Raw genomic sequence first — 12,685 nt, forward strand, 5'->3', positions numbered from 1 at the left:
GCGCAGCATTAGCGAGTCCGCGTACTCTTACAGAAAAGCAAGGCGTCGGGCAGTCTTACTCCTGCCTCCTGCCCGACGCTCGCGGACTCGCTAACGCTACGCTATCTGCCTCCAACATCCTCGATAAAGTTTGTAAACTTAAAAAATTTGTTCTAAGCGTTGGAAATCGCGCTGGACTTCATACCAGAGAGTTTTATTATGGGGGTCTGTCTTCAGAGCTTTTTTGAGATAAATTCTGGCTTTGAGCAGTTGTTTTTCGGAAATTAGCGCCCGTCCCCAAATTTGATAGACGATCGCTAGCCATTGGCGGACTTCTGCATCTGTTGACAAGCGATCTGCTAAAGCTTCCGCCAGAGCGATCGCTTGCGGAAATCGTCTTTCTTGCAAAAATCGCTGCAATTGTTCATAAGTCTTCCACTTTAGCCGTTCTTCTATTTCCAATAGATTCGGCGGCTTTGGTTTCCCTGATTCTTGGCTTGTCACCGTTGTTACTGGTGTTTTCTGCCGCTGCGTTGCCTTGGTGTCATTACGCGCAGTTGACACATGACTTGAATGGGCAACAGTTTCCTCTGGCAGTACTACCGTCAGCAGGAGTTTGTAAGCCTCTGTCAAGGCAATAAACTTATCTTTGGCTTTGTTGTCATCTGGGTTGATATCGGGATGATATTGCTGCGCCAGCCGTCGGTAAGACGCTTTGATGTCAGCAAAAGAAGCTCCCGATCTTAAACCTAGTAAACGGTAGCAATCTCCAAGATCCATCTTGAGCTATGAGCTATCGAATATCGAGATAGGGGCTACCAGCTATGAGCTTTAAGCCTGAACTATTAATAATAAGGGCTAATTTGCTATTTTAAAGTTCAATGTTGACAGTTTGTTTTGGGAAGGGCATTGGGAATGGGGCATTGGGAATGGGGCAATTAATTATTCTTCCCCTGCTCCTCTGCCCCTCTGCCCCTCTGCCCCTCTGCCTCCCTATTCCCCTGTCAATACAGAGGTTCGGTCTTCAATTACACGGTCAATTAAACCGTATTCCTTAGCCTCTTGAGCAGACATGAAAAAGTCACGATCCATATCTTTTTCAATTTTTTCTATGGTCTGACCGGTTTTATCAGCATAAATGCCATTAAGCTGGTGACGAATCCTAAGAATCTCTTTAGCTTCAATTTCGATATCAGTTGCTTGTCCACGGGTGCCACCAGATGGCTGGTGAATCATAATCCGTGAGTGAGGCAATGCTAACCGTTTGCCTTTTGTGCCAGCTGCCAGCAAAAAAGACCCCATTGAAGCAGCTAAACCGACGCAAATAGTCACTACATCTGATTTGATATGTTGCATGGTGTCAAAAATAGCCATGCCAGATGTAACCATCCCACCGGGAGAATTGATGTATATATAAATATCTTTACCTGGATCATCTGAGTCCAGATACAGCATTACAGCGATAATTTGATTGGCAATTTCATCATCAATATCTCGCCCCAAGAATATAATCCGTTCCCGGTAAAGGCGATCGTAGATACTAATCCAATCTGTATATTGTCCACCGGGCATCCGGTAAGGAACTTTAGGAACGCCTATAGGCATAATTTACTCCGTTCTTAATAATTTGGGGGCGGTGGGAAAGTTAGGAGTTAGGAGTTAGGAGTGAGGAGTGAGGAGTTTTCAATAACTCATAACTCATAACTCCTAACTTATAACTCCTAACTAAATTAAAGGACACTGGCAGGAAGTGGGGGATTGGCGAGTTCTTCTTTCTCAAAAACTCGGTCAATCAGTCCGTATTCCTTCGCTTCGTAAGGTGTTAGGTATAACAGCCGATCCATATCTTTAGTAATTTTTTCTGGAGGCTGTCCAGTAGTGCGATGCAAGATATCAACTAAGGCTCCTTTATTTACCAAAACTTCCCTAGCGCGAATTTGAATATCCGTTGCTTGACCTTGGGCGTAGCTCTTGGGCTGATGCAGGATAATCGAGGAGTGAGGCAAACTGGCGCGGCAGCCTTTTGTACCAGCACTGAGAAGCATTGCTGCCATACCCATTGCAGAACCGACGCAGATGGTGTGGATGGGAGGCTTGATATATTTCATGGTGTCATAGATGGCGAAGGCTTCGGTTTCAAAGCCAATAGGTTCGCCACTGTAACCGGAAGTGCCGGTGGAGTTGATGTAGATTTTAATCGGTTTTTCGGGGTCGTCGGATTGCAAAAATAGCAATTCGGCCACGATTAATTCCGTGACAGCAGGCACCAGTGGCATCCCAATATAGACTATTCGCTCCTTTAATAAGAGGGAAGGTAAATCTGGCGGTGGTGTCCGGTAAGAGCTATCGCCGTAATATGGGGCTTGAACAGCTTTGATTGGGGAAATGTCCATAGCAACTGATCGCCTGAAACTATGCCGTTAACTGTAATACATCCTAGCGCGATGCCAGTCTTCCTCAAGGTGCGGATTTCTCCCTAATGCTGAAGGCGGCTTCGCATCTGCCAATGCTTGGCTTCTAAGATATTCTGATTATATTAGTGTATTTATGTTGGATAGGTTTTCCGTAGAGTTAAAGTAGTGCTTTGAAGTTATTTATTAATATGTATATCCTGAATAGGGACTCTGAGTTATGAAGGTTAATTTGCAGCCTGCCTTGAATGATGGTAATTTGGACGCGAATCAACTGAATAGTCAACGTCAGTTGGGAATTTCGATTTCGGCGATGCCTTCGGCGGGCTTCGTCAACGCAGAGACTCAAGATCGGAATGTACCCCTGAATTTATGCTTAATTCTCGATCATAGTGGTTCGATGAACGGGCGATCGCTAGAAACGGTCAAAAAAGCCGCGAATAGTCTGGTAGATAGACTCAATCCTGGCGATCGCCTCAGTGTTGTAGTTTTCGATCACCGTGCCAAAGTCTTAGTACCTAGTCAAAGTGTCGAAGATCCAGAGAAAATCAAACAGCAAATTAATCGCCTCAATGCCGATGGTGGAACTGCGATTGATGAAGGATTGCGTTTGGGGATTGAGGAGTTGGCAAAGGGCAAAAAAGATACTGTTTCTCAAGCTTTCCTATTAACCGATGGGGAAAATGAACATGGTGATAACAACCGCTGTTTGAAATTTGCCCAATTGGCTGCTAGTTATAATTTGACTTTAAACACTTTGGGATTTGGTGACAATTGGAACCAAGATGTTTTAGAAAAAATTGCTGATGCTGGTTTAGGTACTTTATCTTATATTCAAAAACCCGAACAGGCAGTGGATGAGTTTAATCGTCTGTTTAGCCGGATTCAAACGGTGGGATTGACCAATGCTTATCTGCTATTGTCCCTAATGCCCCATGTCCGGCTAGCGGAACTCAAACCGATTGCCCAAGTTTCCCCAGACACAATTGAGTTACCACTGCAACAAGAAGCTGATGGACGTTTCGCTGTGCGGTTGGGAGATTTAATGAAAGATTCAGAACGGGTAATTTTAGCTAATATTTATTTGGGACAATTGCCAGCAGGTGAACAAGCGATCGCTAATGTGCAAGTCCGCTACGATGATCCAGCCGCGAACAAGGTAGGTTTAGTTACACCAAATATCCCAGTTTACGCCCATGTAGTGAAAAATTACCAAGCAGACCTTAATCCCCAGGTGCAACAGTCTATTTTGGCATTAGCGAAGTACCGTCAAACCCAGCTAGCCGAGACGAAATTACAACAAGGCGATCGCTCTGGTGCGGCGACGATGTTACAAACGGCTGCGAAAACCGCGCTGCAAATGGGAGATACTGGTGCAGCGACGGTGTTGCAAACTTCTGCCACCCAGCTACAAGCTGGCGGAGATTTATCTGAAAGCGATCGCAAGAAAACCAGAATTGTCTCGAAAACAGTTTTGCAAGATACCCCTCCCCAGTAAACTCAGGTTTAGATGAAAGTTAAATTGCTCTCGGCGTTAAATGACAATAATGTTGATGTGGCTCAAACAAGTAGCCAACGTCAACTGGCAATGACAATTTTTGCAATCGCTGGTGAGTCCGATCAAAATCTTCCCCTTAACCTCTGCTTGATTTTGGATAGAAGTGGTTCCATGCATGGACAACCGATCAAAACGGTGATCCAAGCAGTGGAAGGATTAATCGATCGGTTGAAAGTAGGCGATCGCATTTCAGTTGTGGCTTTTTCCGGTACTGCGGAAGTCATTATCCCCAACCAAGCAATTGAAGACCCCGAAAGCATCAAATCTCAAATCAAAAGCAAATTGACTGCTAGCGGCGGTACTGCGATCGCTGATGGTTTGGAACTGGGAATTACAGAACTGATGAAGGGTACAAGAGGCGCTGTTTCCCAAGCATTTCTGCTGACGGATGGGCATGGTGAAAGCGGTTTGCGAATTTGGAAATGGGATATTGGGCGAGATGATAACAAACGCTGTCTTAAACTGGCGCAAAAGGCTGCCAAGCTGAACCTAACTATCAACACTTTTGGATTTGGCAATAGCTGGAATCAGGATTTGCTAGAAAACATTGCCGATGTCGGAGGTGGGACTTTAGCTCATATTGAACGTCCCGAACAAGCTGTGGAGCAATTTAGCCGCCTGTTTGGGCGGATTCAATCGATTGGGCTAACTAATGCTTACTTGCTATTATCTCTAGTGCCCAATGTCCGATTAGCAGAATTGAAACCCATTGCCCAAGTTGCCCCAGACACAATCGAGTTACCAGTGGAACCCGAAGCTGATGGTAGCTTTGCTGTGCGTTTGGGAGATTTGATGCAGGATGTAGAACGGGTAGTTTTGGCTAACATTTATCTGGGACAGTTGCCAGAAGGGAAACAAGTGATCGGGCATCTGCAAATTCGTTATGATGACCCGTTAGTTAATGAAGAAGGTTTACTTTCGGCCCTCATGCCAGTGTATGCAGATGTAGTTCGGGCGTATCAACCAACATCCAATCCCCAGGTACAACAGTCTATTTTAGCATTAGCGAAGTATCGCCAAACCCAGTTAGCCGAGGCGAAATTGCAACAAGGCGATCGCACTGGTGCAGCCACGATGCTGCAAACAGCAGCTAAAACCGCTTTACAAATTGGAGATAAAGGTGCAGCGACAGTGTTGCAAACTTCTGCCACTCGCCTGCAAGCTGGCGAAGAACTTTCAGAAGCAGACTTGAAGAAGACTAGGATTGTATCAAAGACCGTTTTACAGGAATAGTCTTTTAAATAACTCTTAACTCCTAAATTTTATGAAAACTACTGGCATTGATCATGTGGGTATGGTTTGTTCTGACCATAGGGGAAACGCACCTTATTTACTAATAAAAACTAAGAGAGATTTCAAAATGACATAGATGATTGGAAAAATCGATAATATGATAAATAAAATTAATAAATTATTTCTGAATAATATGATTTAGCTTCAGATAAGCTAAATCATTATTTATTAATACTAAACTAATTCAAAATTTGAGTCTATAAAAGTATGTTTATATAGAGGAAGAGTGAAATTTTTCCTAAAAAGTAAAATTCAAATTTTGATATACGAGTTTAAGTTAGCGCTAAGACTCTTTCTATCGATTAAGTTATGCCACTTTGTGCGACACACTCTATTTAATTATCAACAAATTAGTTTTAATGACAATGAACCATGAAAGAATAGAACATTTGGATAGAGCTATAGTAAGCGATCGCTCCATTGCCCATTGCCTTCCTATCTGGTAACTTCCGCGACCAGTGAAAATAAAAATCTATATCTTGAGACAGATGTGGTAGTTGTCAGTGTTATACATATTCAAAGACCACATAAAATTCAAGTTCATCTATGACCAAAAAGCCTTGGGATGCTCAACTTGCTTACTGGCTAGTTCGACCTCTAAAAGACAGTTGGGTAAATCCCAATCATCTCACCACAGTGCGACTTGTAACTGGGTTGGCGGCTGCCATTGCAATCGCAGTTGGCGATGTCATTTGGGCTAACATTGGGGCATGGTTGTTTGCTTTATCTAACTTTCTAGATCACACAGATGGTGAATTAGCTCGTTTAAGTGGCAAAACCAGCAAATGGGGACATCAGTATGATCTAGCTAGTGATGCCATCATCCATATTCTTTTGTTTGTGTGTATTGGATATGGTCTTAGGGAGGGAAAATTTGGTTGGTGGGCGTTGCTGATGGGGATAGTATCTGGCGTGTCTGTTGCTTGTATATTTCATTTGCGAAACCAAATGGAACAGCGTTTAGGTAAACACGCCAGCCGTCAACCAAATTTCGCCGGGTTTGACATTGAAGATGTGTTGTATTTGTTTCCCATAGTTACCTTACTAAATGGACTAGAGCCGTTACTAATGGCAGCCACAATTGGGGCACCAGCTTTTGCTGTGTGGGTAATTTGGCAATTTCGGGCACTTCCGCAGCCTTAACCAAAATTGGCTGTTCAGGTAATCTCGGTGGTCATTTGGTCTAGTCACTTTGTTTAACCAGTTCTAGCTCTTTTGGCCCAGTAGGGCGATACAGAGTTACTGTTTCTTCCATGTTAAGAATTAGTTAATATATGTTCAATTGAGCAAAATACAGTCATTATAAAATACTGGGAAAATTTCCAAATTTACTGGTGTCGTAGCTCTGTTGGTGACTTGACGATGAAGGCAATTATATTAGCTGCTGGCGTTGGACGACGCTTAGGTAAAGACGGGCAAATCCAACCCAAATGCTTATTGAAATTTAACGGCAAATCTCTATTAGAGCGCCATTTCAACTATCTCCGTCATTATCAGATTGACGAAGTAGTTATTGCTGTGGGTTATCAAGCTGAAAGAATTCAGGATGAAATCAAAGTATTAGGAGCCGAAAATTGGGTCAGTACAATTTATAATCCTGACTACACTAAAGGTAGTGTAATCAGCCTTTGGACTTTACGTCAACATTTAGCTACTGGCGATGACATACTATTAATGGATGCAGACGTGTTGTGCGATCGCCGCATCATCGAACGACTGGTAAAGACAAATATACCCAACAGCTTCTTGCTGGATCGGGATTTTGAACCGGGAGATGAACCCGTGAAGCTTTGTGTCAGAGATAATTATCTAGTAGAGTTTCGCAAACAAGTAGCTCTTGGTTTGACTTATGATTTTGCCGGCGAGTCAGTGGGATTCTTTCGTTTTGGAAATGCTGTTGCTCACCGTCTTGCTACTCATACAGAAAAGTATGTTACAGACGGATTGGATAATGAACCTTATGAAGAAGTAATTCGGGATCTGCTGTTAGAAACTCCAGAAACATTTGGCTATGAAGACATCACTGGATTACCTTGGCTCGAAATCGATTTTCCCCAGGATATTCAACGTGCCCAAAACGAGATTTTACCTCAGATAGAAGTCGCAGAAAATGTCTGAAAATATCTTTATTTATAGTGGTTTTGGTTTGGATACATTACAGTTTGACCTCTCTCCAAACCTCTCTCCTTTTAGGAGAGAGGCTTTAAATCTTACCCCCCTTCCCTTGTAGGGAAGGGGCTGGGGGTTAGGTCTTGTATTCCATGTAATTGAGAACCGCAATATTATACTAGGTTGAGAAAAGCAGAATAGATGCATCAAATATTTGCACCCATTGATACCGCTGCAAAATTAAATAAGTGTGCCCAATTGCGGGTATTACTAGAATCGCCTCAACTCGACTTCATCATGGAAGCTCACAATGGGATTAGCGCCCGCATTGTGGAAGAGGCTGGATTTAAAGGAATTTGGGCGAGTGGATTAGCCCTTTCGGCTCAATATGGCGTTCGAGATAATAATGAAGCCAGTTGGACTCAAATTGTGGAAATGCTTGAGTTTATGTCTGATGTCACCAGTATCCCCATTTTGTTAGACGGGGATACGGGTTATGGCAATTTTAATAATATGCGTCGTCTAGTTAAGAAGTTAGAACAGCGAGGTATTGCTGGAGTCTGTATTGAAGATAAGCTTTTTCCTAAAACCAACAGTTTCATCAACGGTAGTCGCCAAGCTTTGGCTGATATTGATGAATTTTGCGGCAAAATTAAGGCAGGCAAAGATAGTCAGACAGACCCAGATTTTTGCATCGTCGCCCGACTAGAAGCTTTGATTGCCGGGTGGGATCTCTCAGAGGCAATGCGCCGAGCTGAAGCTTACCACGCTGCCGGAGCAACCGCGATCTTGATTCACAGTAAATCATCGCGTCCTGATCAAGTACTAGCCTTTGCTAAAGAATGGGCGGGTCGTTCGCCGTTAGTGATTATACCGACTAAATATTACAGCACGGCTACTGATGTCTTTCGCAAAGCTGAAGTGAATTTGGTCATCTGGGCAAACCATCTGATTCGAGCTGCTGTTGCTAGTATGCAAGCGATCGCACGTGAAGTAAAAGCCAGCGAAACTTTAATCAACATTGAAGATGATATTGCTCCCGTAAAAGAAATTTTCCGGCTACAAGGGGCGGATGAACTCATAGAAGCTGAAAAACGCTACTTTAACAACGGACGACAAAATACTCAAGCGATCGTTCTGGCTGCTAGCAGAGGAAAAGAATTAGCAGGATTGACGCAAGATAAACCAAAAGTGATGTTACCCCTTGGAGGTAAACCTCTACTCAGGTTGTTGGTGGACAAATTTAAGAAACTTGCTATCAACGATATTACTGTTGTCGCAGGTTATAAAGCAGAAACGATTAATGTTCCGGGGACTAAAGTCATCCGCAACCCAGATTATGAAACAACGGGAGAATTAGCATCTTTAGCCGTAGCTCAAACCAGCTTTGGCGAAGAAATGCTGGTGCTTTACGGCGATTTACTATTTAGAAGCTACATCTTGCGAGATTTATTAGAATGTCCCGGAGAAATTGTAGCTGTGGTTGATTCTGTGACAAACAACAAGTCTGTTAGCGGTTCACCTGACTACGCCTATTGCTCAATTCCAGACGACCTTTCTTTGTTTGGACAAGATGTCAACTTATTGGGCGTTTCTAAAACAACACAAACGCAATTAGGAAAGTCTAGCGGACGGTGGATTGGGATGCTGCGCCTGCGGAGTCAAGGTAGAGAATGGCTGAGTGAAGCACTCAATGATTTGCAAAAACGACCGGATTTTAACAGTTTGGGTTTGCCAGAATTATGCAATTATTTAATCGAGCAAGGAAAACCAATCAAGGTACTTTATATTCGCGGTAACTGGTTAGATGTTAATTCTTTAGATGATCTTGACCTTGCTTTTCAATTGAAGCGATAGGGATTGGGGACTGGGGACTGGAGAATAGGAAGTTTTAAGCTTGATGCTTTGTCTTTGTGTTCTAAAGCTGAAATAATAATCTTTCCTCCCAATCCTAATTCCCAATCCCCAATCCCCTTAATATGATCCAGGCAGAAGAATTTGTAGAAGCTGCGCGTAATTTTGGCTTTGGGTGGTACACCGGTGTACCCTGTTCTTTTCTCACGCCTTTTATTAACTACGTCATCAATGACGTTCAACTTAGATATATCTCCGCAGCCAATGAGGGAGATGCTGTTGCGATCGCAGCGGGAGCCACAATTGCTGGTAAACCAGCGGTGGTGATGATGCAAAACTCTGGTTTGGGGAATGCAGTCAACCCGCTAACTTCCCTAGCTTATATCTTTCGGATTCCGCTGCTGCTGATTTGTACCCTGCGAGGCGATCACAATTTACAAGATGAACCGCAACATGAATTAATGGGGCAAATCACAGATAAATTGTTGGAAACTATTACTATACCTTGGGAATTTTTTCCCACAGATGCAGCAGAGATAGAACCAGTTTTGCAAAGAGCCACAGCTTACATGCAACAAGAGCGCCGACCTTATGCTCTAATTATGCGTAAGGGAACAATTGCCCCCCATGCCCTCACCCGTTCTTCTATCCCCGAACGAGAAAATAGTAGTAGCACTCATATTCAGCAAAGCTTTTTTCGGGATCACAAAGAACAACGCGTCTCTCGCAGCGAAGCATTAGCTCGGATTGTGGAACTTACCGATCCAGAAAACACTGTAATAATTGCCACCACCGGATATACGGGACGCGAACTCTTTGCTAGTAAAGACAGCGCCAATCATCTTTATATGGTCGGCTCGATGGGCTGCGCTTCCTCAATGGGATTGGGATTATCTCTAGCACGTCCAGACCTCAAGGTAGTAGTCATTGATGGCGATGGGGCAGCACTGATGCGAATGGGTAATTTTGCTACCATCGGCACTTATGGCGGTGCTAACTTAACCCATATTCTTTTAGATAATGAAGTCCACGATTCCACAGGCGCACAAGCAACCGTCTCTGCGGGTATCTCCTTTGCCAAAATTGCCGAAGCGTGCGGTTACGGCGTGACATTAGCCGGAGACGACCCTTCGCTTTTAGATGCCTTATTTACCGCAGATGCTAACAATAGACCTAAATTCGCTCATTTAAAAATCCGTCCCGGAACTTTAGAAAAGCTACCCAGACCCAACCTTACCCCGGAAGCAGTTTTACAACGCTTCATGAAACACATTGGTAATTCGTAATTCGTAATTCGTAATTCGTAATTAATAAATTCAAAGTACAAACTCTTTATTTATTAATGCTCAATGACCAATGACAAATGACCAATGACCAATGACAAATGACCAATGACAAATGACAAATGACAAATGACAAATGACAAATGACAAAATGATTTTACTAAATCCCGGCCCAGTTAATTTAAGCGATCGCGTTAGAAATGCCCTGTTGCGTCCCGACTTGTGTCATCGTGAGGTGGAATTTTCCCAACTTCAAAGCAAAATCCGCGAACAGCTACTTCAAGTTTATGGTCTTGGGAGCGGCTGGGCAGCAGTTCTTCTCACTGGTTCTGGAACCGCCGCGATGGAAGCGATGATTAGCAGTCTAGTACCCACAGACGGGAAGTTGCTGGTAATTGAAAACGGTGTGTATGGCGAACGACTATCCAAAATCGCCAAAATCCACGGCATTGATTACATCACACTTTCCCATCCTTGGGATGCCGAAATCGATATCAACGCTTTAATCAAACTCCTGGATGAAAATGCCGACATCACCCATCTTGCTGTCGTCCATCACGAAACTACTACGGGTCGCCTAAATAATTTAGCGGAACTTGCGCCAATTTGCCAAGAACGCCGCATCAAACTATTAGTAGATGCAGTCAGCAGTTTTGGTGCTGAAGAATTAAATTTTGCAGATTGGGGAATCACCGCTTGCGCTGCGACAGCCAATAAATGTCTGCATGGTGTCCCCGGAGTATCCTTCGTCATCCTGCAACGGGATGCACTGCCGTCAGTAGACACAATCCCCCGCACATTATATTTAGATTTAGCAACTTATTGCCAGCAACAAGACCGAGGTGGCACACCTTTTACGCAATCAGTACAGACATTTTATGCTTTAACAGAAGCTCTGCAAGAAATGGCAGAAGCCGGGGGTTGGCGTGTCAGACACAGCCATTACAACCAACTTGCCGGCTTAGTCAGAGACGGGTTAGCCTCAATGGGAATTAAACCCCTACTTCCTCTTGGTAGTTCATCCGTTGTCTTGAATGCCTACTACTTGCCAGACGGTTTCAAGTATGAGGAATTTCATGACCAACTGAAAGCACAGGACTACATAATTTATTCTGGACAGGGAAATTTAGCTCAATCTATCTTTCGAGTATCGACAATGGGAGCTATTACTCACGCTGATATGGAACGCTTTATTGGTGTTGTTAAACAAATTATTGATCATTCCTAATATTCTCTCGTTCCCATGTTATTCATGGGAACGAGAGAACGAATCTCTAAATGATTTGCGCCTTCTACCCAATACGCTTGGGTTAAGGTTACTGATGTAGATAATTTGTCTTTGAAGACGCGATGAATCGCCGTCTCTACAAGTGTTTTGTTGCTCATTCTGAACTGTATTGCGCGATAAATCGCGTCTCTACATGAGGATTTGGCTTGATCAGAGGCAGAGCATGGGAACGAGAAACGAATTACGTTAGCGAGTCCGCGTACTCTGTAAGAGTTGCAAGCTACGCTTTTAGCGTCTCGTAGAGAACGTCATTACGAATTACGAATTACGAATTACGAATTACGAATTATTTTAACAGGGCATCAAAGCATTCAATCTCCCCAATACTGCCATATCTTCTTCATCTAACTCCGACGGAATGCCACTGCGAATCAATTCCGAAAAGTCTTCATTGGGAATCATCACAGTCAACGTATACAAGCGAGTAGAACCAGTGTTTTTAATCAAATGAGTACCAGTAGGAGGCACTAATAAACTATCTCCAGCCTTGATTGTGGCACTTTTGCCGTCACACATGGCGATCGCTTCCCCTTTGAGGACAAAAAACATTTCCACCGCCCACTGATGGCGATTTGGCGGTGTTTGTCCACCAACATCAAAAATTTCTATGCAGCAAGTCAAGGAAGTATTAGCATTTATCGAATCGAAAATAATTGCTAATCGATTAGAGTCGTTGGGACTGATGCGATATACCTGGTAATCTTTGAGAGATTTGATAACCGGAATTACACAACGAGTAGCGTACATTTTTTATCCCCTCTGAAGTTATCGATGGGTATGAAAATTCCTAACACTAAGATCCAATTCCTAAATCACAGAATTTTAAATTTTTAATTATTCCAAATTTCAAAATGTCTGAGAGAAAGCGAACTGAACCGCGATAAAAAATCTAAAATTCTTGATCTAAGAA

The 12,685-nt window shown here is 43.3% G+C and carries 12 protein-coding genes; 7 read left to right on the plus strand and 5 right to left on the minus strand.

All coding sequences use genetic code 11. From position 1 onward, the window contains the following. Positions 1-138: 138 nt before the first annotated feature. The 3 genes from ACWATR_RS00765 to ACWATR_RS00775 all read right to left on the minus strand — a co-directional run bounded on the left by ACWATR_RS00765 (position 139) and on the right by ACWATR_RS00775 (position 2,372). Positions 139-759 (minus strand): J domain-containing protein, encoded by a 621-nt coding sequence (locus ACWATR_RS00765; RefSeq protein ID WP_069072493.1) that lies wholly within the window; start codon positions 757-759, stop codon positions 139-141. A 213-nt stretch (positions 760-972) separates the two neighbouring features. Continuing rightward, the gene (locus ACWATR_RS00770; protein ID WP_460328560.1) at positions 973-1,584 is read right to left on the minus strand and encodes an ATP-dependent Clp protease proteolytic subunit; all 612 of its coding nucleotides are present in this window, start codon (positions 1,582-1,584) and stop codon (positions 973-975) included. 125 nt (positions 1,585-1,709) lie between these two features. Continuing rightward, positions 1,710-2,372, minus strand: a complete 663-nt coding sequence (locus tag ACWATR_RS00775; RefSeq protein ID WP_460328563.1) for an ATP-dependent Clp protease proteolytic subunit — start codon at positions 2,370-2,372, stop codon at positions 1,710-1,712. A gap of 238 nt (positions 2,373-2,610) precedes the next feature. Here ACWATR_RS00775 and ACWATR_RS00780 point away from each other — a divergent pair, with 238 nt between their 5' ends. The 7 genes from ACWATR_RS00780 to ACWATR_RS00810 all read left to right on the plus strand — a co-directional run bounded on the left by ACWATR_RS00780 (position 2,611) and on the right by ACWATR_RS00810 (position 11,715). Continuing rightward, positions 2,611-3,888 (plus strand): vWA domain-containing protein, encoded by a 1,278-nt coding sequence (locus tag ACWATR_RS00780; protein WP_460328565.1) that lies wholly within the window; start codon positions 2,611-2,613, stop codon positions 3,886-3,888. A 12-nt stretch (positions 3,889-3,900) separates the two neighbouring features. After that, a complete protein-coding gene (locus ACWATR_RS00785; RefSeq protein WP_460328567.1) occupies positions 3,901-5,181 on the plus strand; it encodes a vWA domain-containing protein in 1,281 nt (426 codons plus the stop codon). Between the two features lie 606 nt (positions 5,182-5,787). Then, positions 5,788-6,384, plus strand: a complete 597-nt coding sequence (locus ACWATR_RS00790) for a CDP-alcohol phosphatidyltransferase family protein (protein WP_460328569.1) — start codon at positions 5,788-5,790, stop codon at positions 6,382-6,384. 219 nt (positions 6,385-6,603) lie between these two features. Further along, positions 6,604-7,359 (plus strand): phosphocholine cytidylyltransferase family protein, encoded by a 756-nt coding sequence (locus tag ACWATR_RS00795; protein WP_460328571.1) that lies wholly within the window; start codon positions 6,604-6,606, stop codon positions 7,357-7,359. 192 nt (positions 7,360-7,551) lie between these two features. Continuing rightward, the gene (gene aepX / locus ACWATR_RS00800) at positions 7,552-9,207 is read left to right on the plus strand and encodes a phosphoenolpyruvate mutase (RefSeq protein ID WP_460328573.1); all 1,656 of its coding nucleotides are present in this window, start codon (positions 7,552-7,554) and stop codon (positions 9,205-9,207) included. A gap of 122 nt (positions 9,208-9,329) precedes the next feature. After that, positions 9,330-10,490, plus strand: coding sequence for a phosphonopyruvate decarboxylase (gene aepY, locus ACWATR_RS00805; RefSeq protein WP_460328576.1), 1,161 nt, complete (start codon positions 9,330-9,332; stop codon positions 10,488-10,490). 133 nt (positions 10,491-10,623) lie between these two features. After that, positions 10,624-11,715 carry a 2-aminoethylphosphonate aminotransferase gene (locus ACWATR_RS00810; protein ID WP_460328579.1) on the plus strand — a complete coding sequence of 364 codons (1,092 nt, stop codon included), beginning with the start codon at positions 10,624-10,626 and terminating at the stop codon, positions 11,713-11,715. Here ACWATR_RS00810 and ACWATR_RS00815 read toward each other — a convergent pair. After that, the gene (locus ACWATR_RS00815) at positions 11,712-11,873 is read right to left on the minus strand and encodes a hypothetical protein (protein WP_460328581.1); all 162 of its coding nucleotides are present in this window, start codon (positions 11,871-11,873) and stop codon (positions 11,712-11,714) included. The two genes, ACWATR_RS00810 and ACWATR_RS00815, sit on opposite strands and share 4 nt — an antisense overlap. Before the next feature lie 193 nt (positions 11,874-12,066). Beyond that, complete coding sequence (locus ACWATR_RS00820; RefSeq protein WP_460328583.1) at positions 12,067-12,522, minus strand: cupin domain-containing protein; 456 nt, start codon at positions 12,520-12,522, stop codon at positions 12,067-12,069. Between the last annotated feature and the right edge of the window lie 163 nt (positions 12,523-12,685).

This window comes from Nostoc sp. UIC 10890 (genome assembly GCF_054786515.1).

Excerpts from the sequence above, each read along its gene's own strand:
- ACWATR_RS00785 (WP_460328567.1), top strand. The coding sequence starts at position 3,901 with ATGAAAGTTAAATTGCTCTCGGCGTTAAATGACAATAATGTTGATGTG.
- ACWATR_RS00810 (WP_460328579.1), top strand. The coding sequence starts at position 10,624 with ATGACAAATGACAAAATGATTTTACTAAATCCCGGCCCAGTTAATTTA.
- ACWATR_RS00815 (WP_460328581.1), bottom strand. The coding sequence starts at position 11,873 with ATGAGCAACAAAACACTTGTAGAGACGGCGATTCATCGCGTCTTCAAA.
- ACWATR_RS00795 (WP_460328571.1), top strand. The coding sequence starts at position 6,604 with ATGAAGGCAATTATATTAGCTGCTGGCGTTGGACGACGCTTAGGTAAA.
- aepY (WP_460328576.1), top strand. The coding sequence starts at position 9,330 with ATGATCCAGGCAGAAGAATTTGTAGAAGCTGCGCGTAATTTTGGCTTT.
- ACWATR_RS00765 (WP_069072493.1), bottom strand. The coding sequence starts at position 759 with ATGGATCTTGGAGATTGCTACCGTTTACTAGGTTTAAGATCGGGAGCT.
- ACWATR_RS00780 (WP_460328565.1), top strand. The coding sequence starts at position 2,611 with ATGAAGGTTAATTTGCAGCCTGCCTTGAATGATGGTAATTTGGACGCG.
- ACWATR_RS00775 (WP_460328563.1), bottom strand. The coding sequence starts at position 2,372 with ATGGACATTTCCCCAATCAAAGCTGTTCAAGCCCCATATTACGGCGAT.
- ACWATR_RS00770 (WP_460328560.1), bottom strand. The coding sequence starts at position 1,584 with ATGCCTATAGGCGTTCCTAAAGTTCCTTACCGGATGCCCGGTGGACAA.
- ACWATR_RS00790 (WP_460328569.1), top strand. The coding sequence starts at position 5,788 with ATGACCAAAAAGCCTTGGGATGCTCAACTTGCTTACTGGCTAGTTCGA.
- aepX (WP_460328573.1), top strand. The coding sequence starts at position 7,552 with ATGCATCAAATATTTGCACCCATTGATACCGCTGCAAAATTAAATAAG.
- ACWATR_RS00820 (WP_460328583.1), bottom strand. The coding sequence starts at position 12,522 with ATGTACGCTACTCGTTGTGTAATTCCGGTTATCAAATCTCTCAAAGAT.